The sequence below is a fragment of the Rhodoferax sp. RT5P35 genome (genome assembly GCF_056521385.1).
This window is the reverse complement of sequence record NZ_JBWMAX010000013.1, coordinates 91,657-112,263: the sequence shown is the minus strand read 5'-3', so window position 1 is coordinate 112,263 and position 20,607 is coordinate 91,657. Positions and strand designations below refer to the sequence as shown.

The window sequence follows — 20,607 nt, the reverse complement described above, 5'->3', positions numbered from 1 at the left end:
TACGACAATCGAGCCATGGGAATCAGCCAATACATCAAAGAAATCGGCCGTGGCAAAGATGGCGCACGCGCCTTGTCACGCGCACAAGCCGCCGACCTGTTCGGCCAGGTGCTGGACGGCACCGTCACCGACCTGGAAGTGGGCGGCTTCTGCCTGGCCATGCGCATCAAGGGTGAAACCGAGTCCGAAATGGCGGGCTTTCTGGACGCCACCTACGCCCGGTTGAACATGGTGCCCGCCTGCGACCGCCCGCTGGTCGTGCTGCCCAGCTACAACGGTGCCCGCAAGCTTCCAGTACTCACACCACTGCTGGCCCTGCTGCTGGCCCGCGAAGGCCTGCCGGTGCTGGTACACGGCACGGCCACCGAATCCACCCGAATTTCTGCACAAAATGTGCTTCTAGCGCTGGATATACCTGCACTTTCAGCTATTAGAAAAATAGCAAATGGTGAAGTGGCCTATACCACCACCGAGTTGCTCTGCCCTGGCCTCAAGCGGCTGCTGGACGTGCGCCGCGCGGTCGGCCTGCGCAACCCGGCGCACAGCCTAGTCAAGCTGATGGCCCCATGTGTCGGCCCGGCTCTGGTGGTCAGCAGCTACACCCACCCCGAATACGCCGTGTCCATGGCCGCCACCTTCGCGCTGATGGAATCCAACGCCCTGCTGCTGCGTGGCACCGAAGGCGAAGTGGTGGCCGATGCCCGCCGCGCCCCGCAAATGACCGGCTACCTGCGCGGCCAGCCCCAGCTAATGCAAGAAGCCCAGTCCGGCCCGCTGGCGGCCGTGCCCGACCTGCCCAAGGAAATCGATGCCGACAACACCGCTGCCTACATCCGCGACGTGCTGGCCGGGCGCAAACCCGTGCCCACCCCGATCGCCCAGCAAGTGGCGCACATCTTGCAGTTGACACAACAAATCCTCGAAAACACTACGGCGACCGTATGAAGCCCACCGAAACCTCTTTCCCCACCAGCTTTGGCACCGTGAACCAGCTGACCCCCGCCAAAGCCGTGCACGGCGGCCAGTGCACGCTGGTCGGTGCTGGCCCGGGCGACCCCGAGCTGCTCACGCTCAAAGCCCTGAAAGCCATCCAGGCCGCCACGGTGCTGCTGGTGGATGACTTGGTGAGCGATGAAATCACCGCCTTTGCCTCGCCCACGGCCCGCATCGTCCATGTGGGCAAGCGCGGTGGCTGCAAATCCACCCCCCAGGCTTTTATCGAGAAACTGATGGTCATGGCCGCCCGCGAAGGCGAAAACGTGGTCCGCCTCAAGGGCGGCGACCCGTTCATCTTTGGCCGCGGCGGCGAAGAAGTCGAACACCTGCAGGCCGCAGGCATCCAAGTCAGCGTCATCAACGGCATCACCTCCGGCCTGGCCGCTGTCACCTCGCTGAACATTCCCCTGACCCACCGAGAACACGCCCACGGCGTGGTTTTCGTCACCGGTCACGCCAAACCCAATGACGAAGGTACCGACTGGCAGGCCCTGGCCGCCACCGCCTTCAGTGCCAAGCTCACCCTGGTGATCTACATGGGTGTCAGCGGTGCCCGCCGCATCCAGGACGAACTGCTCACCGGCCTGCCCGCCAGCACGCCGGTGGCGGTGGTGCAAAACGTTTCGTTAGCCACCCAACGCCACGTCGTAACCACCTTGGGCGCGTTGTTTGAAACCATCGAGCGTGAACAACTCACCAGCCCGTCCGTAATGGTCGTGGGCGACGTTGTACGCGGCATCCAAATGGCGGTAGAAGGCGTACTGGCGCAAACGGCTTGAGGCTCAAATCAGTATTATTGAACTGTCGACTTTTCTTACAATGGTCGGAACTTTTGCACAAAACAAGCGGACAAAACTTCCTAAGCCACCTTTAAGCTGTTGAATTGTTTAAAGATTTTTTTATAATTCAAGCAAGGCACAAATTTTGCTGCTGAGTGGTAACAAGCCCGAATTTTGCAGCCGCTTAAAGAACGCCCAGGACACCTTATGTCAAACAACCTCAATACGCCAAACTCCGAAAACACCGATGCAGGGCACTTGTCGGACGTAACCGCGCGCCGCCGCATGCTGCTGAAGAGCCTTGGCAAAGGCTCCTCCATCGTTGCCGCCGCAGCACTTCCCATGCACACATTGGCGGGCGGTTCCAACTTAACCAAAACCAATAAAAACACCCGCTGTATTGTCTCCAGCATGGCGTCTGCCATAAACTCCAGAGATACAAGCTCAGCGATTTGCTCGGGATGCCCTCCAAGTGGATACAGCGATTGCTCCACATGGCCAGGCTACAACTCCAGAACTGGGTCTTGTTCATTTAAAGTGGGTTTAACAACCTGTACAGAAAATTCAACTTTTAGAGATGTATTCAGCTGTGGCAGCTTAACCAAATTGAAGGACGTGGTAAAAACTTCACCCACGAGTCCTGAATGCGTTTGGACCACCGCGCTATTGAATTCGGTATGCCAAGCGAAGGGCATGTCGAAAACGGGACTCGCAAATTATCCGTACTCCCCAACAGAAGTTGTGAGTTATTGCAAAACAGCAAGCGGCAGTAATAAAACGGATGCGTTTAAATTCTTCACAACCTATATGCAAGGCTAAAATCCAGCCTCAAAGAGTTCAAAAATTTCCAATAACTTAGTCCACTACAAAGTCAATCCAGCAAGCAATCTACATTGGGCTGCATGGAACGATGAGTACGTAATTTTTGATCAAGGTTCAGGCCAGACCTATCAACTAGACTCAGTTAGGGCATATTTGGTCAATTGTCTTTGTGACAAGGCGCATAATTCCCACAGCCTGGCTATCGAGCTAGTCAGCGCTGCCGTAGTGGCAGAAAATACGAACTTGATAGTGTTAGTTGAAACTATTTTGAACGAACTTTGTATGAATAGCCTAGTGGAAGTTATTAACGCGTGAAACTAGAAAAACTCTCATACTCCACGGTTCAAAATAAACTCAAAAAAGATGGGCTGATTTTAAAAATCGGCCCATTTTCATTTCGAATCATTTCGCCTATCAGTACCGTCGCAGATGGAATTTGCGCTTTGTACACGCACAACATAGTGTTGGATGAAAGCCATTTCGTAGACTACACCGTCACGATTGCTTCAGGTGCAGGTTGGCGACGGGGCGCGCGACGCCAGGCTAATTTCATATTTGATGGCATAGAACCCTTCGTACCTTTGCCAGAAGACCATGCGTTCCCTTTGCTGGAATGGTCAATGAACTGGTGCATCTCCATGCATGCACACCACTATCTTCTGCTCCATTCCGCGGTGATCGAAAAAGAAGGTTGCGCAGTAGTCATGCCGGCCCCGCCAGGATCTGGGAAAAGTACCCTGTGTGCTGGTTTGGTACATCGCGGCTGGCGTTTGCTTTCTGACGAGTTGGCACTGATTTCCCTGACAAACACTTCCATCACAGCTTTAGGGCGGCCTATCAGCCTGAAGAACCAGTCGATTGATGTGATGCGCAAGTTCGTTCCCGGAGCCACATTCAGCAAAGTGGTACACGACACCTCCAAAGGCAGCGTTTCACTTATGAAAGTGCCATCAGCGCATATAGAGCGCATCCAGGAAACGGCCCATCCACGCTGGGTTATCTTTCCAAAATACGTGGCGGGTTCATCTGCCCAAATGACCCCTCGCTCCAAGGCTAACAGCATGCTGGAACTGGGTCGCAACTCATTCAACTACATGGTGCTTGGTCTTAAAGGGTTTGAGGTGCTCTCCAAAGTTATTGATGCAAGCGATTGCTATGACTTTCAATACAGCCAACTGGACGACGCAGTAACCGTGTTTGATGATCTGGTCGCCAGGAGAAACGATTGAGTACCAATCTGCTCACAGATGTCTGGGCCAATCCCGATTGGCAGCCAGAGTTATCGGTACGCGATTGGGAGTCGTTGTTTGGCCAAGCACGCCAGGCAAGTCTTTTATCGCGCCTGGCGTACCGCCATATTGATGCGGGCTTATTAGACAAAGTACCAGACGGCCCGCGCCCCCATTTAGAAGGAGCGTTAAGGCTTGCAGACCGACAGCAGCACGAGGTTCGCTGGGAAATTGACTGCATACGCCGGGCTTTGCACGGTGTCGACACACCCATTGTCTTGCTCAAAGGTGCGGCCTATCTGATGGCCGATCTTTCTACTGCGCGTGGCCGCTTGTTTGCTGACATAGACATCCTCGTTGCACGCGAAAAAATAGACTCTGTGGAAGGCAAATTGTTTGCCGAGGGTTGGATTTCCGATGAGCGTGATACCTACAACGAGCGTTATTACCGGCAGTGGATGCATGAGATTCCGCCATTACGGCATGTGCACCGCAACTCCTATATTGACTTGCACCACACCATTACGCCACCGACCTCGCGATTCAAGGTAGATGGTCGAAAACTACTGCGCAACATCCAGCCACTGCAAGGCTACCCAGGGCTGTACACACTTGCGCCTATGGACATGGTTTTGCATAGTGCGGTCCACCTCTTCCAAGAGGGTGAATTTGGACACGGTCTGCGTGACTTGCTGGATCTGCGTGATCTGCTCAAAGACTTCACTAGCCAGGTTGGGTTTTGGAACCTCTTGCTAGACCGAGCAGATGAGCTGGGTCTGCAAATACCCTTGTTCCACGCTTTATTCCATTTGCGCCGACTTTTTAACTTCAGTCCACCACTCCAACTGATGGACCGCGTGGACCAAATGGGGCCCAACAAGTTTGCCCGCGCGCTGATGGCTTGGATACTGGGCTTGGCATTGCACCCAGACCACCCTAGTTGTGATAGCCGCTGGACCGGGCTGGCCCGCTGGCTTTTATACGTTCGCTCACACGCGTTGCGCATGCCCATGCATCTGCTGGTGCCGCACTTGGTGCGTAAATCCTGGATGCAACGCTTCCCCAAGAAGCCGCAAAAGCTGTAGCCCAGTCCATTTCCCGACCCGTTCGATGAAATGGCTGTTTCAACGCAGTACGGGTGTGCTTTGGTTGGGCAAGTTAGAGCTTGTCTTAGATACTTTGCCCCACCTGGATTGCGCAATTTCTCAGCCAGATCAACGCCAAATCATTGTCGCGGTACTTGTGCCACTGCAGCATTTGAACCAGCTTGGGAATCTCCAGCGGCGGCTCCCAGATGTGGATAGGCAACAGGTGGCGCATGCGTTCAGCCAGCCTGCGGTGCACAGTGGCGATGCGGTCAGTGCCTACGACCAGGCTGGGCAAAGAGGCTAGCGTGGGGGCCGTGACCTCGACGCGGCGGGAGATGCCAAAGCGGTCCATGAACCAGCCGTCAAATGCAGGCACCCGTCCGGCATCGGAGAAGTTCGCCAGCACATGGCCACAAGCCAGATAGTCTTCGAACGTCAACCTGCCTTGGATGCGCTGGCTTCCCGCCCAGGTAACGCACACATAGCTCTCCTCAAACAAGGGCTGCGAAGGGTGATCGGGAGAGTTGTACTGGGCGGGAATGATGAGCAGGTCGGCATCGCCTTGCTCCAGCAACTCTTTTGGATTGGCGTGCTGCATCCGTAGATCAATGCGTACCCCTGGCGCTTCGTGAAACAGGCGCTCCAGCAAAGCGGGCATGAAGACCGTGGTGGTGAAATCCGACACCAGCAATGTGAAAGCGCGCGAAGCAGTCGCAGGGTCAAACCGGGGTTTGGCTGCAATGGTGCTGTCGATGCGCATCAATACCTCGCGCACCGGCTCCACCAAGGATTCCGCACGCGGTGTCAAGATCAACTTTCGGCCCGACGGCACTAGCAATTCGTCTTCAAAGTAGACCCGCAGGCGTGCCAGCGCATTGCTCATCGCAGGTTGGCTCAAATGCACACGCACCGCGGCTCGGCTGATGTTGCACTCGGTCAATAGAGCGTTCAGCGCCACCAATAAATTCAGGTCCAGTTTGTTGAATCGCATGTCTAGGGTAAACCTTGATATTGGCAGGACCAATTTCTGGAATCTAAAGAATCCATTTTACGAATGCTTTGCGCATATTTACATTCGTGCTCCAAGTCGGCGGCAAACACAGTTATGCCTCCACTGATAAAAAATCTACACGGAGACAAACGATGCAAAAAAGCCCAACGGATCCGAAACAGGCCGGTTCTGACACAAGCCCCCCACCAGCTGCCTCAACCCCATGGACTGCGCGCACGGCCATCGCCTGTGCCGTGCTGGGTATGGCCTCCAATACCCATGCCATGGAGCTGGACACCGGCAACCCCGACCTGACACTGCGCTTCGACAACACCGTCAAAGCCAGCGCCATGTACCGACTGCACGATGCGGACCCGGTGCTGACGCAATCCTTCAACGCACAGGGTGGCCCACAGGCGCTGAACCTGAATGCGGGCGACCAGAACTTTCGCAAGCGCGGCTTTGTATCGCAACGGGTCGACCTGTTGTCCGAGTTCGATGCGGTGTACCAGGGCAATTGGGGCCTGCGTGTCAGTGCGGCCGGATGGTACGACCGTGCCTACCATCGCAGCACCGATGCGCCTAATGACCCCACCAACGGCCAGACACCGTACAACCAGTTTGCCAATCACACCAAGGATATTTCTGGTCAAAAAGCGGACCTGCTAGATGCATTCATTTTCGGCAAGACCACGTTTGCCAACGGCAGCAAGCTAAGCGCCCGCTTGGGCCAGCACACGCTGCTGTACGGAGAAAGCTTGTTCTTCGGCGACAACGGCGTTGCCGCTGCGCAAGGGCCTCTGGACATCTCCAAGCTGCTGTCCTCGCCGAATGCGCAGTTCAAGGAAATCGCCACGCCGGTACCGCAGTTGTCAGCACAGTGGCAGTTGTCGCCCAATTTCAGCCTGGGCGGTTATCTGCAGTTCCGCTGGAAAGAGAGCCGTGCGCCGGCTGCAGGCAGCTATTTCTCCAGCGCCAATGTGCCTTGGGGGGCGACGGGACCTGAATTTGTCGGCATTCCCACTTCTGTTCCCTTCGTCGGTGGCAATTACGTGGCCCAGCCCGGTGCAGATGTAAAACCAAGCAATAGCGGTCAGTTTGGCCTGCAGGCGAAATGGCGCCTGGACGAGACCGACCTGGGCTTTTATTACGCCCGCTACCACGACAAGTACGGTCAGCTCTACACCCAGCTCAACCCGGCTGCACCTACGACCGACAGCCACTGGTTCTACGTTTTTGGCAGCGACATCGACGTGGTCAGTGCCAGTATTTCCCGGTCGCTGGGCGACTTCAATGTCGCGGCCGAAGCCTCGGTGCGCGACAACATGCCGCTGAACGTCAACAACGCGGTGTATTTTGGTCCCACAGGCACTTCCAGACCAGTCAATCCCACGGGACGTACCGCGCACCTGAACCTGTCCACTCTGGCGAGCTTTGGCCCGAACTTTCTGGCCAAAGAAAGTGGCGTGGTGGCTGAGATAGCCTGGAACCGTGTGTTGAGCAAGAACGATCCGAATAACGAAATGGACCGGGGCCGCACACGCGATGCCAGCATCCTGCAAGTGGTCTATACCCCAAGCTATCGGCAGGTATTCGATGGCGTGGACATCAACGTGCCAGTAGGTGTGCGCTACACCTTGTCAGGTCGCTCCAGCGTGACGGCCTGGGGGCCGAAGGGCACCGGAAGCGCGAATATTGGTATCGAGGGCAATGTCCGCAATAGCTGGCAGTTTGGCCTGAACTACACCCGCTACATCGGCACCAGCAAACCCTTCAACGACTATGCAGCGGGCCAGTTCAGTGACGGCAATCCGCTGGGCGACCGCGACTACGTTTCGTTGAACCTGCGCCGCACATTTTGAAACCCGTGACATAAGAGCTTCGGAGACATTGATGAAAACCCCACACCATTCTTTATTAGCCTTTTGCGGCATGCTCATCTGCAGTACCGTTGCCGCACCGGTAATGGCCGCTGTTGGTGCCGAAGACGCCGCCAAACTCAAGACCGAGCTCACGCCACTGGGCGCCGAGCGCGCCGCCAACAAAGACGGCAGCATTCCGGCCTGGACCGGCGGCATCACCGCAGCCATCGTCGGCGACAAGGTTGGCGGTCGCCGCAGTGATCCATTCAAAGACGAGAAGCCTCTGATCACTATTACCGGAAAAAATCTCGAAACATACGCAGATAAGCTCAGCGATGGAGCTATAGCACTGCTGAAAAAGTATCCAGACTACCGGATCGATGTCTATAAAACGCATCGCACCGCTGCTGCACCGCAATGGGTCTATGACAACACGCTGAAAAACGCTACCCGCGGCACGCTGGTGGGTGACGTGCCTGCCGACGTGGTGGGTGGCATTCCATTCCCGGTGCCCAAGCTCGGCGCAGAGGTAATTTGGAACCATATGCTGCGCTGGCGCGGCACCTCCTTCCAGTCCAAGGTAACGCAATACCAGATCACAGCGGAAGGCAAACCGGTGATGACCACCGATGGCGTCATCGACTTCCAGATTCCGTATTACTTTCCCGAGGTCACGCTCGAATCCTTCGCCAAGTCGCCCGAGATTCAGTTGATCCGCCTGGTCAACGTCGGCCCGCCGATTCGCGCGGGAGAGGCCATCACCGGCCGCGACCAGCTCGACCCGAGCAAGACACAGGCCTGGGTCTACCTCACCGGCCAGCGCCGCGTGAGGAAGCTGCCCAACCCCTGCTGCGAAACCCCTTCGCCGGTGACGGCCGGGCTGATGAGCTTCGATGAAGTGACCACCTGGTCGGGCAAGCTGGACCGCTTCGACTTCAAGCTGGTCGGAAAGAAGGAGATGTACATCCCCTACAACGGCAACCGCCTGCTGCAGCCCAAGACCGATGCCGAGGTACTGGGCAAGACCGGCGTCAACCCCGACTTCATGCGTTGGGAACTGCACCGCGTGTGGGTGGTCGATGCCGCCCTGCGCGCTGGCCAGCGCCATCCGGCAGTGAAGAGCCGCTACTACTGCGACGAAGACACCTGGGCCTGCGTGCTGGCTGACCGCTTTGATGCCAACGGGCAATTGTGGAAAACGATCTGGACCGCCACCTTCGTGGCGCCCGACCTGCCGGGCACGGTGACCGGCGCGTTCGGCTTCAACGACCTGCTGTCCGGCACCTCCTATGTGGGCGACCTGTACAACAGCAAGTCGGCGCAGTACACCCTGCAGCCGCGTTACCCCGACACCACCTTCACCCCCGAAGCCATGGCCGGCGAGAGCGTGCGTTGATGAAATTTCTGCTTGTAATGGGTTGCGGTCTGACCTGGCTTGCCTTGGCCCAGGCCGCACCAGTAGCGGACGCGCTGGCCCGGCCGGCCGTCGCCACGCGGCAGGCCGCGGCCTCGGTGCTGCTCGGCGCGGCGCGGGCCGACAAGCGCCTGGTGGCCGTGGGCGAGCGTGGCATCGTGGTGCTGTCGGACGACGATGGCCGCCACTGGCGCCAGGCCAGCGTACCGACCAGCGTCGGCCTGACCGCCGTGCGCTTCACCGGCAGCCGCGGCATCGCCGTCGGCCATGGCGGCAGCGTGCTGACCAGCGAGGATGCCGGCGACACCTGGCAACCAAGGCTGAATGGCGTGCAGGCCGCGCAACTCACACTGCAGGCGGCCCAGGCCAGCGGTGAACCCGCCGCGCTGAAGGCTGCACAGCAATTGGTGAGCGATGGCCCGGACAAACCGTTCCTTGACGTGCTGGCCTTCGACGAACGACGCGCCCTGGTGGTCGGCGCCTACGGCTTGGCCTTCGGCACCGAAGACGGCGGCAAGACGTGGACGCCGTGGATGGCCCGGCTCGACAACCCCAAGGGCCTGCATCTGTATGCGCTGCGCGCGCGCGGCGCGCAGATCGTGATCGCTGGCGAGCAGGGGCTGCTGCTGGCCTCCGACGACGCCGGCCGCAGCTTCCGCCGCATCACCACGCCCTACAAGGGCAGCTTCTTCACGCTCGAACTGCCCGCCGATGGCGAGATCGTCGTCGCAGGCCTGCGCGGCAACGTCTGGCGCAGCACCGACGCGGGCAATGCCTGGACGCAACTGCCGGTGCCGGTGCCCGTTTCGATCACTGGCTCGGCGCTGCGTGCCGACGGCAGCCTCCTACTGGTGAACCAGGCCGGCATGGTGCTGGTGGGCCGCGACGGCCAACTTGCGCCGCTGAAAATGCCGCCCAACACCCCGGCCTTGCCGCCGCTGAACGCCGTGCTGGCGCGCGCCGACGGCTCGCTGCTGGCCCTGGGCATCCACGGCGCCGCCATGCTGCCCGCAGGAGCCCAGCCATGATGCCGACGACCTCCATGCCGACAGTGTCCGGCCGCCTGGCCGACTTCGATGCGCGTTCAGGCTCGTTCATCGAACGCCTGCTGTTCAACCACCGCCGCACCGTGGTAGTGCTGTGCGCGCTGATCACCTTGCTGCTCGGCTGGCAGGCCTCGAAGCTGGAGCTCAATGCCAGTTTTGAGAAGACGATTCCGGCCCAGCACCCCTACATCCGCAACCTGCTGGCGCACCAGAACGACCTGGCTGGCCTGGGCAACGCCGTGCGCATCGCAGTGGCCAACGACCAGGACGGCGGCACAATCTATGACAAGACTTACCTGGAGACGCTGCGCAGATTCAGCGACGAGGTGTTCTTGCTGCCGGGCGTGAACCGCACGCAGATGAAATCGCTGTGGACGCCAACCACGCGCTGGGTCGGCGTGACAGAAGACGGACTCGAAGGCGGCCCGGTGATTCCGGATGGATACGACGGCTCACCGGCATCGCTGCAGCAACTGGCGACCAACATCGCCCGCTCCGGCGAGATCGGCCAGACCGTGTCGCTCGACGCGAAATCCAGCGTAATCTATGTGCCGCTGCTGGCCAAAGACGGCGCCGGCAAGCCGCTCGATTACCGCGTTCTGTCTGAAAAACTGGAAGTCCTACGCAGCGCCTATGAAAAACAAGGCGTGCAGGTTCACATCACCGGCTTCGCCAAACTCACCGGCGACCTGATCGACGGCGTGCGCGCGGTGCTGGCCTTCTTCGCGCTGGCGGTGACCATCGCCGCGGCCATGGTGTTCTGGTACACGCGCTGCATCCGCTCGACCCTGCTGGTGGTGGCCGCATCCTTGGTGGCGGTGGTCTGGCAGCTCGGCATGCTGCCGATGCTCGGCTATGTGCTCGACCCGTATTCGATCCTGGTGCCGTTCCTGGTGTTTGCCATCGGCATGAGCCATGGCGCGCAGAAGATGAACGGCATCATGCAGGACGTGGGCCGCGGCATGCACAAGCTGGTGGCCGCGCGCTTCACCTTCCGCCGCCTGTTTCTGGCCGGGCTGACGGCGCTGCTGGCCGACGCCGTGGGCTTTGCCGTGCTGCTGCTGATCGACATCCAGGTAATCCGCGAGCTGGCCATCGCGGCCAGCCTGGGCGTGGCCGTGCTGATCTTCACCAACCTGATCTTGCTGCCGATTTTGCTCAGCTACACCGGCGTCAGCGCCAAGGCCGCCGAACGCAGCCTGCGGGCCGAGACCGGTGATGCTGCCGGTGCCGCGAAACACCCGCTGTGGGCATTGCTCGACCGCTTCACCCGGCGCAGCTGGGCCACCGGCACCGTGCTGCTAGCCGTGCTGCTGGGCCTGGGTGGCTATGCGGTCAGCACGCAGCTGAAGATCGGCGACCTTGACCCCGGCGCGCCCGAACTGCGCCCGGACAGCCGCTACAACCGCGACGTGGCCTACATGAGCGCGGCCTACGGTGCGTCCAGCGACGTGCTGGCGGTGATGGTGCAGACGGCGGACGGCCAGTGCTCTCAGTACGCTACGCTGAACAAGGTCGATGCGCTCGAATGGCAGCTGCGCCAGCTCGAAGGCGTGGAGGGCACCAACACGCTGGCGCTCTTGAACCGGCGCGTGCTGTCAGGCCTGAACGAGGGCAACCCCAAGTGGTACGAGTTCCTGCCCAACCAGGACATGCTCAACACCGTGACCGCCGGCGCGCCGCGCGGCCTGTACAACGACAGCTGCAGCCTGCTCACCGTCTACGTCTATCTGGCCGACCACCGGGCCGACACGCTAGCCCGGGTGGTGCAGCATGTCGAGGCCTTCGCCCGCGATAACGACAGTGCCGACGTGAAGTTCCTGCTGGCCGCGGGCAGCGCGGGCATCGAGGCCGCGACCAACATCGTGGTGCACGAGGCCTGGCGCCAGATGCTAGTACTGGTGTATGCGGCCGTGACCGTGCTGTGCTTCATCACCTTTCGCTCCTGGCGTGCGGTACTGGTGGCGGTGTTGCCGCTGATGCTGACCTCGGTGCTGGCCGAGGCGCTGATGGTGGTGCTCGGCATGGGCGTGAAGGTGGCCACGCTGCCGGTGATCGCGCTCGGCGTGGGCATCGGCGTGGACTATGCCCTCTACATCCTGAGCATCACCCTGGCCCGGCTGCGCGAAGGCGCAAGCCTGTCCGAGGCCTACTACCGCGCCTTGCTGTTCACCGGCAAGGTGGTGATGCTGACCGGCGTGACGCTGGCCATTGGCGTGGTTACCTGGGGCTTCAGCCCGATCAAATTCCAGGCAGATATGGGCTTGTTGCTGGCTTTCATGTTCTTGTGGAACATGCTCGGCGCGCTGGTTTTGCTGCCAGCGCTGGCGCACTTCCTGTTAAAGCCCGCATCGTTGGCGGCCACCACGCAAAAACCGCTGCAGTACCAGGAAACAGACCAGCTCGACAGCCCCCAGACAGCCTGAGCCATTTCATCCACCCAACCTGCCATTACCATGTTTCGTTACTTTCCTACCAATTACGTCTGGGATCTTTCCATCAACCTGGCCATCGAAATGGGTGCCCGCATCGGCGAGATCCAGGCCATGTGCGCACCCTTGCAAGAGGCGGCCAAGCAACCCGATGCCGCTGGCGTCAAGGCCTTCCGCGAGACCTGGCAGCAGATGGCCGACAAGCTCTGCGGCCTGGCCGAGGAAGACGAGGCCCTGGGCCGCAAACTGTCGGCCGGCCAGAAGTACCGCCGCGCTGCGATCTACTTGCTGACCTGCGAACGCCTGCAAGGCCATGGCAGCCCCGGCCGCGCCGAGTTGTACCAACGCTCCATCGACGTGTTCGACAAGAGCATTACTCTGAGCGGCGCGGCCTGCGAGCGCGTGAAGATTCCGTATGGCGACAGCTTTCTGACCGGCCTTTATGTACCGGCTCTTGGTGCCGCGGCCGGCAGCCGCTCGCCGCTGCTGGTGCAGGTCAACGGACTGGATTCGACCAAGGAGCTGAAGTACTTCGTCGGCCTGCCCGGCTGGCTGGCCGAACGCGGCGTGGCTTCGCTGATCGTGGACCAGCCTGGCACCGGGGACGCCCTGCGCCAGCGCGGCCTAACGGCCCGTTTCGACAGCGAGCACTGGGCCAGCCCGGTGGTCGACTACCTGGAGACCCGCGCCGATGTGGACCCGAAACGTATCGGCATGGAAGGTGTGTCGCTCGGCGGCTATTACTGCCCGCGCGCAGTGGCCTTCGAGCCGCGTTTCGCCATGGGTGTGGTCTGGGGCGCGAACCACGACTGGCGTGACGTGCAGGCCCGCAGATTGGCCAAGGAAGGCGATCTGCCGGTGCCGCATTACTGGGCGCATGTCTGCTGGGTCTGGGGCGCGAAGGACATGGACGATTTCATGCGCATCGCGCAGGACGTGCACCTCGACGGCATCCTCGACCGCATCAAGGTGCCGTTCCTCGTGACCCACGGTGAGAAGGATTCGCAGATTCCGCTCAAGTGGGCCCACGCCACCTACGAGCAACTGGTCAACAGCCCGAAACGCGAGCTGAAGATCTTCACCGACCGCGAAGGCGGTGTGCAGCACTCCAGCTTCGACAACAGCGCCAACGCCGGCATGTTCATCGCCGACTGGGTCGCCGAAACCCTCGGCGGCCACACGGCCTGAAACCACTTTTCTGAAAACGACAGCCTCATGACCTCTTTACCAAACAATCCGCTCGGCCTGAAACTGATAATCGTCGGCCGCCGCAAGCCCGGCACCACGCTGGCCGAGCACCGCCACCACATCCGCCAGGTGCACGGCGAACTGGTGCTGCGCTACATCGCCACTGATCCGACCAACGCGCCGCAGCGCTACGTGCAGCACCAGGTGTTCGACGGCGTGTACCGCGCCACGCCGCCGGGCTCCGATCCGTTCGCACTGAACCGCGACTTCGTTACCCAGGTCTGGGTGCAGGACTTCGCCGCGCTGGCGCGGTCGCGCGAAACCGCCTTCTACCGCGAGCAACTGATGGGCGACGAAGACAACTTCGTCGACCAGGCCACCGTGGTCTTCATGCCGGTTCGGCCGCGCGAAGTGCAGCCGCTCTCCAGCAGTGCCGCGACCAAGCTGTTCGGCTTCGTTCAAAAGGCCCCCGGTGCCGATGCCGCGCAGTTTGCGCATGCCTGGACCGCGGCCGCCGAAGCACTGAAACAAGCTGCTGCCGCCGCGATCCTAGGCCATGTGCAGAACGAGGTGCTGCCCAAGCCCGGCGCGCCAGCCACCGTGGACGGCATCGACGAATTCTGGCTGGCCGACGAGGCCGCGGCCTGGGCACTGCTGCCACTGTGGCGGGCCAGCATCCAACAACACATGGTGGCACACGGCCTGGCTGTAGAAGCCGGCAGCTTCACCCTGTTTGCCCATGAAGCCGTACTGCATGCCGGCCCGCGCTGAGCGCAGCGGTTCAGCCCATTTTCTTCAACTTTCAACCCCACACATTCCATGAAAATCATCGGACCCGACTCCCTGGTCTTCGGCGTGGACGACGTCGCCGCATGCTGCCAGTACCTCACCGACTATGGCCTGGTGCCGGTCGGCGTGACCGCCCGAGGCGGCCGTTTCGAAGCGCTGGACGGTACCTCCATCGTCATCGCCCACAAGGACGATGCCTCCCTGCCGCCCGCGATGCCCACCGCCAGTATGCTGCGCAAGACCGTCTACGGCGTGGCCGACCAGGCCACCCTGGACCGCATCGCCGCCGAACTGCGCGGCGACCGCATCGTGCGCCGCCTTGACGACGGCTCGATCGAAGCCGAAGACGACATGGGCTTCATGCTGGGCTTCCAGGTCAGCGTGCGCCGCCCGATCTCGCTGCCTTCTGAGACCGTGAACGCACCCGGCGCACTGACCCAACGGCCTGCCAACGTGCTGGCCTTCGACGACAGCGCACCGCCGCTGCCGCGCAGCCTGTCGCACGTCGTACTGTTCGTGCCCGACGTGGACAAGGCCGAGGCCTTCTACACCCGGCTGGGTTTTGTCTGCACCGACCGTTTCGTCGATGCCGGGCCTTTCCTGCGGCCGGCCGGCAGCGCCGACCACCACACGCTGTTTCTGATCAAGACACCGCCGCACATGTTGGGCTGCGAGCACTTCACCTTCCACATGGGCGGTCCGACCGACGTGATGCGGGCCGGCACACGTTTCGTCGAGAAGGGCTACCAGTCATTCTGGGGGCCGGGGCGGCATCTGTTCGGTTCCAACTGGTTCTGGTACTTCAACAGCCCGCTCGGCTGCCATGTGGAATACGACGCAGACATGGATCTGCACGACGATGCCTGGGTGGCGCGCGAGGTGCCGATGGGTGCTGATGCCTCTCAGCTGTTTCTGTTTAAACAGACCGCGAAATGGGCGCCGGGCGGTCCGCCAGCGGGCGCAGGTGTCGGCGCAGCCAAGCCGCATTAAAAGAGCAAGCCATGTCAACCGTCACGCGTTTGCGCCTGGACATCGAACCGCAGGAAGGGCAGGCCATCGGCTTTGCCGCCGAGCAGGTCTTCGTGTTGCGCTATGCGGGTCGGCTGCATGCCTGGCGCGATGCCTGTCCGCACTACGGCGACACGCCACTGGCCTGGCGCCGCGACGCCTACCTCAACGCCGATGGCAGCCGCATCGTCTGCGCAGCCCACGGCGCGCAGTTCAAGCCCGGCTCCGGACTTTGCACTCTGGGTCCTTGCCTAGGGCAATCACTGACCCGGGTACCCGTGGTGGTGGCCGACGATGGCTGCATCTTCCTAGAGATTGAAACGACCTCCTGTCGCCCCTTTCCAAAAGACCCACAAGATCCACAAATTTTTTCTCAGGAGACTTAACAATGACAACAACATTCACCCCCGCTTTGCAGAAAGTACTGGTTATCGGCGGTGGCTTTTCCGGCATGTCGGCCGCTATCGAATTGCGCCGCCATGGCGTGGCCGTCGACCTGGTCGAGATAGATCCGGGCTGGCGCTCCTACGGCGCCGGCATCAGCTTGGGTAGCCCAACACTGCGGGCGTTCCGCGCGCTCGGCATCTTGGACGACTTCTTTCAGCATGGCTACGGCAGCGATGGCCTAGACCTGTACCTGCCGCACGGCCAGCACCTGGGTCAACTGCCGACACCGCGCCTGGCAGGCCCGGACCTGCCGGCCGCTGGTGCCATCATGCGGCCGGCGCTGGCCAAGCTGATGTCGGAGGCCACACGCCGCGCTGGCGTAGACGTGCGACTCGGCTGCAGTTTCAGTGCTATCACGCAGGACTCCGAAGGCGTGGACGTGGGTTTCACCGATGGAAGCACGCGCCGTTATGACGTGGTGATCGGCGCCGATGGCCTGTACTCCAAGGTACGGGGTCTGCTGTTTCCGGCTGCGCCAGTGCCACGCTACACCGGGCAGGGCGTCTGGCGCGCGGTGCTGCCGCGGCCGCCAGAGCTGGTGCGGGCGACGATGTGGATGGGCGGCAAGGTCAAGCCCGGCATCAACCCCGTTTCGCACGAGTTGATGTACCTGTTCGTGACGGAAAACCGCCCTGAGAACGCCCATGTGCCACCGGCCGAGCAGCCGGCTTTCCTGCGCGACATGCTGGCGCCTTTCCCCGCGCCGATGGTGCAGCGGATCCGGGCACAGATCGACGAGAACGCCCAGGTCATCTACCGCCCGCTGGAAAGCATGCTGCTGCCGCAGCCCTGGTTCACCGGCCGGGTGGTGCTGATCGGTGATGCGGTGCATGCCACCACGCCGCACCTGGCCTCAGGTGCCTGCATCGGCATCGAAGACGGGCTGGTGCTGGCGGATGAGCTGGCCCGCGCCAACAGCGTCGCGTCTGGCCTGCAAGGCTTCCAGGCGCGCCGCTGGGAGCGTTGCCGCATGGTGGTTGAGAACTCTGGCCGCCTCGGCGAGATCGAGATTGAAGGCGGCGACAAGGAAGAACACGCGCGCCTGATGCGCGAATCCATGATGGCGCTGGCCCAGCCCATCTGACGACAACAAAAAAATATCGGAGACAAACATGGTCAAAACAGACAGTAAAACCGGGCGTGCCGTTCTCACCGTGGCGCATTGCGCTGGCATGGTGGATTTGGTGGCATTGCCGGTATGGGTGGGTACGCTGATCTCGCGGTACGGCTTCGATCCCCAACAAGCCGGAGGGCTGGTCACGCTATTCCTGGTGGGCGCAGTCGGCAGCAGCTTGTTCTTTGCACCGCGCTTCACTCGGATTCGCGGGCGCGTCGCGGCGGTACTGGGTTTCGGTGTGTCGGCGGTGTTGTTTTTGTTACTGTCGTTTACCAGCGATTTTGCGACCATGGCGCTGTTGCACGTACTGACCGGTGTATCGACCGGCTGTGCGTTAAGCTTTACCCACGGCACTATTGGCCGCAGCGCCAATCCGCACCGTCTGTTCGCTGTCGTGGGCATCGGCATCGGCTTCTTCGCCGTTGCCTTTCTGGCACTCACGCCGCAAATGGTCGCCGCGTTCGGCGGGTTTGCCTTGTTCCGGGTGTTCGGTGGGGTGATGGCGGTAGCCATGGTCGCTTCTTCGCTCGGGTTTCCCGAGGTTGATGCCGTTGCACCCGGCCACGCGGTGCCAGCGCGCACACCTGGCGCACGCATCCAACCCGCAGTGTGGTTCACGGTGTTCGGCGTTGCCTGTTTGGCGCTTACGCAATCAATGATGTTCAGTTTCGTCGAGCGCATTGGCACCGACCGGGGCTTCGGTTTCGAAGCGGTCACTGGCGTGTTGATCGCGCTCGGATTCGTCAATCTGCTGCCTTCGCCGCTGGCAGCGCTGTTGCAAAAACGCTTGCCGGCCCACAAAGTGGTCATGGCCGGGCCGATTGCCCAGGCTGCCCTGGCCTTGCTGATTACGCAGAGCTCGGGCTTTGTTCCCTACGCCATTGGTACGGCCATGTTTGTCAGCATCATGATCTTCACCCATACCTTTGCATTCGGCTTGCTGGCGGCGCTGGATGCCAGTGGCCGCGCTGTCGCCGCCACACCTGCCATGTTGATGGTAGGGGCAGCGATTGGTCCTTTGCTGGGCGGGACACTGGTAAAGACTTTTAGCTACAGCAGCCTGGGTATTGCAGCCGTAGTGGTTGCTAGCTGTGCTGTGGCCGCATTCTCGCGGCTACGGCCCTTGGTAGTACCTGGCACGGCCATCGCCTGAGTCGGCACTTTCTACACCAGTTACCTCTTGATTTCTAGACACACCATGAATTTTCCCCCTATCCACCGCGTGGTCACCGGCCACGATGCATACGGCAAAGCCGTTGTCACCAGCGAAGGTTCCCTGCCCAGCGTCGTCGAAATCGCGGCGATTCCCGGCACCGTATTCCATGAGGTCTGGAGCACCGACACCACGCCTGTGCGCGTCGATAACGGGCCTGACCCCACCGTCGGCCCGCTGAAGCTGCCGCCCCCCCTGCATGGCACGCGCATCCGTTTTGTGGATATTCCTCCCGACACGGCAGAGTTTCTGGCCCATGGCGCGTCCCAGATGGAGGCGGCCTTTACCCAGATTGGCGATGCAGCGGCTTCCACCGTCAAGGGCAACTCGCCGCACCCTCTCATGCACCGTACCGAGTCGGTGGACTACGGCGTGGTCATCCAGGGGGAACTCACCTTGGTGCTCGACGATTCTGAAGTGCAACTCAAGCCCGGCAGTGTCGTCGTCCAGCGTGGCACCAACCACGCCTGGGCCAACCGCTCCAGCAAAGTCTGTCGCATGCTGTTCGTGCTAGTCGATGGTCGGTATGAACCCACTGTGCGCAGCACGTTGGATGCGGTGTGATGTCGATAGCGTCTGATCTCCCCCCAGACATCCCGGCCTTTGAGAAGTTGTTTGATCTCACGGGCAAAGTAGTTCTGGTGACTGGTGCAACCGGGGGACTGGGCCGGGCCATCGCACAGGCCATGGCGGCGCAGGGTGCCTGCGTCATCGTGTCCGATGTAGATATGGCCGCCTGCGAGGCCTTGGCTGAAGATGTATCCGGCATCGCGCTGGCTGCCGATCTGTCACAGCCCGCCGAGGCAACCCGCCTGGCCAATACGGCCATCACACGCTGCGGTGCAGTAGATGTACTGGTCTGCAATGCCGGTGTACAAGGGCCCGCCGGTCCGATTGGCCAGTGCGATGGTGCCGATTGGGAACGGGTGATGGGCATCAACCTGCGCAGCGCCATGGGCTTGACTGCAGGACTCGCGCCACAGATGGCCGAGCGCGGTGGTGGCAGCATTGTTTTGATGTCCAGCATTGCAGGTTTGCGCGGCAACAAGGCGATTGGCTTGTACGGGCTGAGCAAAGCTGCACTGGCCCAACTGGCCCGCAACCTGGCCGTGGAATGGGGGCCGCAGCAGGTACGTGTGAACGCCATTTCGCCAGGCCTGGTCCGCACACCACTGTCCTCCGGCTTGATGGGCAATCCGGACTTCATGCAGCGCCGCCTGGCGCAGACCCCCCTGCGCCGGGTAGGTGAGGCACACGAAATTGCGGGCGTGGCGGTGATGTTGGCCAGCAACGCAGGTGGCTTTATTACCGGCCAAAACCTGGTGGTGGATGGTGGCACTTTGGTATCTGACGGCAACTGAGACTTAAAAAATATGACACGACAATTTATCGACCTGTCCATTTACCTGGAAAACGAGGTCCTCTCCGATCCGCCCCCGTTAGCCCCCAAGATCACTTACCAAAAACACCAGGACACCTTGTCTGAATTCATGGCCATGATCCCCGGCACCACGGCTGAAGATTACCCTGACGGCGAAGCGGCTGCTGCCGAATGGGTGACCATGACCACCCACAGCGGCACTCACCTCGATGCGCCCTACCATTTCCATTCGACGATGGATGCAAAAAATGGCGCACAAAAACCCTCTATCACCATTGACGAGGTACCGCTGCAATGGTGCTTCCAGCCTGGCGTAAAGCTAGACTTTCGGCATTTCCCTGACGGCTACGTCGCCACTGCGGCCGACGTAGCCGACGAGCTGACACGCATAGGCCATACGCTTACGCCACTGGACATCGTGGTAGTCAACACCCGCGCGGGTTCGCGCTATGGCTACGGTGACTTCGTTTCCGCCGGCTGCGGCATGGGCTACGAGGCCACCATGTACCTGCTGGAGCGCGGTGTGCGCCTGACTGGCACCGATGCCTGGAGCTGGGACGCACCGTTTGCCTACACCGCTAAGAAGATAGCCGAAACCGGCAACAAGGCCCTGATCTGGGAAGGCCACAAAGCCGGGCGCGACATCGGCTACTGCCATCTGGAAAAACTGCACAACCTCGAAGCCTTGCCCGGCCACGGCTTCTTCATCAGCTGCTTTCCGCACAAGGTGCGTCGTGGCTCCGCTGGCTGGACGCGGGCCGTGGCGATTTTTGACGATGCCTTGATGGCTTTGCCGCGCTGAACG

At 60.9% G+C, this 20,607-nt stretch carries 19 protein-coding genes; 18 read left to right on the top strand and 1 reads right to left on the bottom strand.

Features of this window, described 5'->3' with window-relative positions; translation table 11 throughout:
* Positions 1-15 precede the first annotated feature (15 nt).
* The 5 genes from ybiB (at position 16) to AC097L_RS19065 (ending at position 4,911) form a co-directional block, all read left to right on the top strand.
* A complete protein-coding gene (ybiB, locus tag AC097L_RS19085) occupies positions 16-945 on the top strand; it encodes a DNA-binding protein YbiB (RefSeq protein WP_479588299.1) in 930 nt (309 codons plus the stop codon).
* Entirely contained in the window at positions 942-1,775 is an 834-nt protein-coding gene (gene cobA, locus AC097L_RS19080; protein ID WP_479588298.1) for a uroporphyrinogen-III C-methyltransferase, read from the top strand. Before ybiB ends, cobA begins: the two co-directional genes overlap by 4 nt.
* Positions 1,776-1,982: 207 nt before the next feature.
* A complete protein-coding gene (locus AC097L_RS19075) occupies positions 1,983-2,594 on the top strand; it encodes a hypothetical protein (protein ID WP_479588297.1) in 612 nt (203 codons plus the stop codon).
* Between the two features lie 314 nt (positions 2,595-2,908).
* Positions 2,909-3,826, top strand: a complete 918-nt coding sequence (locus AC097L_RS19070) for an HprK-related kinase A (RefSeq protein WP_479588296.1) — start codon at positions 2,909-2,911, stop codon at positions 3,824-3,826.
* The gene (locus tag AC097L_RS19065) at positions 3,823-4,911 is read left to right on the top strand and encodes a nucleotidyltransferase domain-containing protein (protein ID WP_479588295.1); all 1,089 of its coding nucleotides are present in this window, start codon (positions 3,823-3,825) and stop codon (positions 4,909-4,911) included. The genes AC097L_RS19070 and AC097L_RS19065 overlap by 4 nt, the downstream gene beginning before the upstream one ends.
* 85 nt (positions 4,912-4,996) lie before the next feature.
* On the opposite strand, the gene AC097L_RS19060 is transcribed toward AC097L_RS19065, so the two are convergent.
* Complete coding sequence (locus tag AC097L_RS19060; RefSeq protein ID WP_479588294.1) at positions 4,997-5,905, bottom strand: LysR family transcriptional regulator; 909 nt, start codon at positions 5,903-5,905, stop codon at positions 4,997-4,999.
* Between the two features lie 152 nt (positions 5,906-6,057).
* Here AC097L_RS19060 and AC097L_RS19055 point away from each other — a divergent pair, with 152 nt between their 5' ends.
* From AC097L_RS19055 to AC097L_RS18995, 13 genes are read left to right on the top strand one after another with little or no spacing between them, the layout of a single operon-like run.
* A complete protein-coding gene (locus AC097L_RS19055; RefSeq protein WP_479588293.1) occupies positions 6,058-7,767 on the top strand; it encodes a DUF1302 domain-containing protein in 1,710 nt (569 codons plus the stop codon).
* Positions 7,768-7,798: 31 nt separating this feature from the next.
* The gene (locus tag AC097L_RS19050) at positions 7,799-9,163 is read left to right on the top strand and encodes a DUF1329 domain-containing protein (protein ID WP_479588292.1); all 1,365 of its coding nucleotides are present in this window, start codon (positions 7,799-7,801) and stop codon (positions 9,161-9,163) included.
* A complete protein-coding gene (locus AC097L_RS19045) occupies positions 9,163-10,209 on the top strand; it encodes a WD40/YVTN/BNR-like repeat-containing protein (RefSeq protein WP_479588291.1) in 1,047 nt (348 codons plus the stop codon). Before AC097L_RS19050 ends, AC097L_RS19045 begins: the two co-directional genes overlap by 1 nt.
* On the top strand, positions 10,206-12,653 hold the full coding sequence (locus tag AC097L_RS19040) for an efflux RND transporter permease subunit (protein ID WP_479588290.1): 2,448 nt from the start codon (positions 10,206-10,208) through the stop codon (positions 12,651-12,653). The genes AC097L_RS19045 and AC097L_RS19040 overlap by 4 nt, the downstream gene beginning before the upstream one ends.
* 30 nt (positions 12,654-12,683) lie before the next feature.
* Positions 12,684-13,847, top strand: a complete 1,164-nt coding sequence (locus AC097L_RS19035; RefSeq protein ID WP_479588289.1) for an alpha/beta hydrolase family protein — start codon at positions 12,684-12,686, stop codon at positions 13,845-13,847.
* 27 nt (positions 13,848-13,874) lie between these two features.
* Entirely contained in the window at positions 13,875-14,618 is a 744-nt protein-coding gene (locus AC097L_RS19030) for an EthD domain-containing protein (RefSeq protein ID WP_479588288.1), read from the top strand.
* Positions 14,619-14,666: 48 nt separating this feature from the next.
* Positions 14,667-15,626 (top strand): VOC family protein, encoded by a 960-nt coding sequence (locus AC097L_RS19025; RefSeq protein WP_479588287.1) that lies wholly within the window; start codon positions 14,667-14,669, stop codon positions 15,624-15,626.
* Between the two features lie 11 nt (positions 15,627-15,637).
* On the top strand, positions 15,638-16,030 hold the full coding sequence (locus AC097L_RS19020) for a Rieske (2Fe-2S) protein (RefSeq protein ID WP_479588286.1): 393 nt from the start codon (positions 15,638-15,640) through the stop codon (positions 16,028-16,030).
* Between the two features lie 2 nt (positions 16,031-16,032).
* Positions 16,033-17,175, top strand: a complete 1,143-nt coding sequence (locus tag AC097L_RS19015; protein WP_479588285.1) for an FAD-dependent oxidoreductase — start codon at positions 16,033-16,035, stop codon at positions 17,173-17,175.
* Between the two features lie 28 nt (positions 17,176-17,203).
* Complete coding sequence (locus tag AC097L_RS19010) at positions 17,204-18,361, top strand: MFS transporter (protein ID WP_479588284.1); 1,158 nt, start codon at positions 17,204-17,206, stop codon at positions 18,359-18,361.
* Between the two features lie 45 nt (positions 18,362-18,406).
* Entirely contained in the window at positions 18,407-18,985 is a 579-nt protein-coding gene (locus AC097L_RS19005) for a cupin domain-containing protein (RefSeq protein ID WP_479588283.1), read from the top strand.
* On the top strand, positions 18,985-19,782 hold the full coding sequence (locus AC097L_RS19000) for an SDR family NAD(P)-dependent oxidoreductase (RefSeq protein WP_479588282.1): 798 nt from the start codon (positions 18,985-18,987) through the stop codon (positions 19,780-19,782). The genes AC097L_RS19005 and AC097L_RS19000 overlap by 1 nt, the downstream gene beginning before the upstream one ends.
* A 12-nt stretch (positions 19,783-19,794) precedes the next feature.
* Positions 19,795-20,604: a cyclase family protein gene (locus AC097L_RS18995; protein ID WP_479588281.1), complete on the top strand. Its 810-nt coding sequence runs from the start codon at positions 19,795-19,797 to the stop codon at positions 20,602-20,604.
* The last annotated feature ends 3 nt before the right edge of the window (positions 20,605-20,607 follow it).

What these genes read in the sequence shown, in the direction of transcription:
- ybiB (WP_479588299.1), top strand. Translation starts at nt 16, where the DNA reads ATGGGAATCAGCCAATACATCAAAGAAATCGGCCGTGGCAAAGATGGC.
- cobA (WP_479588298.1), top strand. Translation starts at nt 942, where the DNA reads ATGAAGCCCACCGAAACCTCTTTCCCCACCAGCTTTGGCACCGTGAAC.
- AC097L_RS19075 (WP_479588297.1), top strand. Translation starts at nt 1,983, where the DNA reads ATGTCAAACAACCTCAATACGCCAAACTCCGAAAACACCGATGCAGGG.
- AC097L_RS19060 (WP_479588294.1), bottom strand. Translation starts at nt 5,905, where the DNA reads ATGCGATTCAACAAACTGGACCTGAATTTATTGGTGGCGCTGAACGCT.
- AC097L_RS19055 (WP_479588293.1), top strand. Translation starts at nt 6,058, where the DNA reads ATGCAAAAAAGCCCAACGGATCCGAAACAGGCCGGTTCTGACACAAGC.
- AC097L_RS19050 (WP_479588292.1), top strand. Translation starts at nt 7,799, where the DNA reads ATGAAAACCCCACACCATTCTTTATTAGCCTTTTGCGGCATGCTCATC.
- AC097L_RS19045 (WP_479588291.1), top strand. Translation starts at nt 9,163, where the DNA reads ATGAAATTTCTGCTTGTAATGGGTTGCGGTCTGACCTGGCTTGCCTTG.
- AC097L_RS19040 (WP_479588290.1), top strand. Translation starts at nt 10,206, where the DNA reads ATGATGCCGACGACCTCCATGCCGACAGTGTCCGGCCGCCTGGCCGAC.
- AC097L_RS19035 (WP_479588289.1), top strand. Translation starts at nt 12,684, where the DNA reads ATGTTTCGTTACTTTCCTACCAATTACGTCTGGGATCTTTCCATCAAC.
- AC097L_RS19030 (WP_479588288.1), top strand. Translation starts at nt 13,875, where the DNA reads ATGACCTCTTTACCAAACAATCCGCTCGGCCTGAAACTGATAATCGTC.
- AC097L_RS19025 (WP_479588287.1), top strand. Translation starts at nt 14,667, where the DNA reads ATGAAAATCATCGGACCCGACTCCCTGGTCTTCGGCGTGGACGACGTC.
- AC097L_RS19020 (WP_479588286.1), top strand. Translation starts at nt 15,638, where the DNA reads ATGTCAACCGTCACGCGTTTGCGCCTGGACATCGAACCGCAGGAAGGG.
- AC097L_RS19015 (WP_479588285.1), top strand. Translation starts at nt 16,033, where the DNA reads ATGACAACAACATTCACCCCCGCTTTGCAGAAAGTACTGGTTATCGGC.
- AC097L_RS19010 (WP_479588284.1), top strand. Translation starts at nt 17,204, where the DNA reads ATGGTCAAAACAGACAGTAAAACCGGGCGTGCCGTTCTCACCGTGGCG.
- AC097L_RS19005 (WP_479588283.1), top strand. Translation starts at nt 18,407, where the DNA reads ATGAATTTTCCCCCTATCCACCGCGTGGTCACCGGCCACGATGCATAC.
- AC097L_RS19000 (WP_479588282.1), top strand. Translation starts at nt 18,985, where the DNA reads ATGTCGATAGCGTCTGATCTCCCCCCAGACATCCCGGCCTTTGAGAAG.
- AC097L_RS18995 (WP_479588281.1), top strand. Translation starts at nt 19,795, where the DNA reads ATGACACGACAATTTATCGACCTGTCCATTTACCTGGAAAACGAGGTC.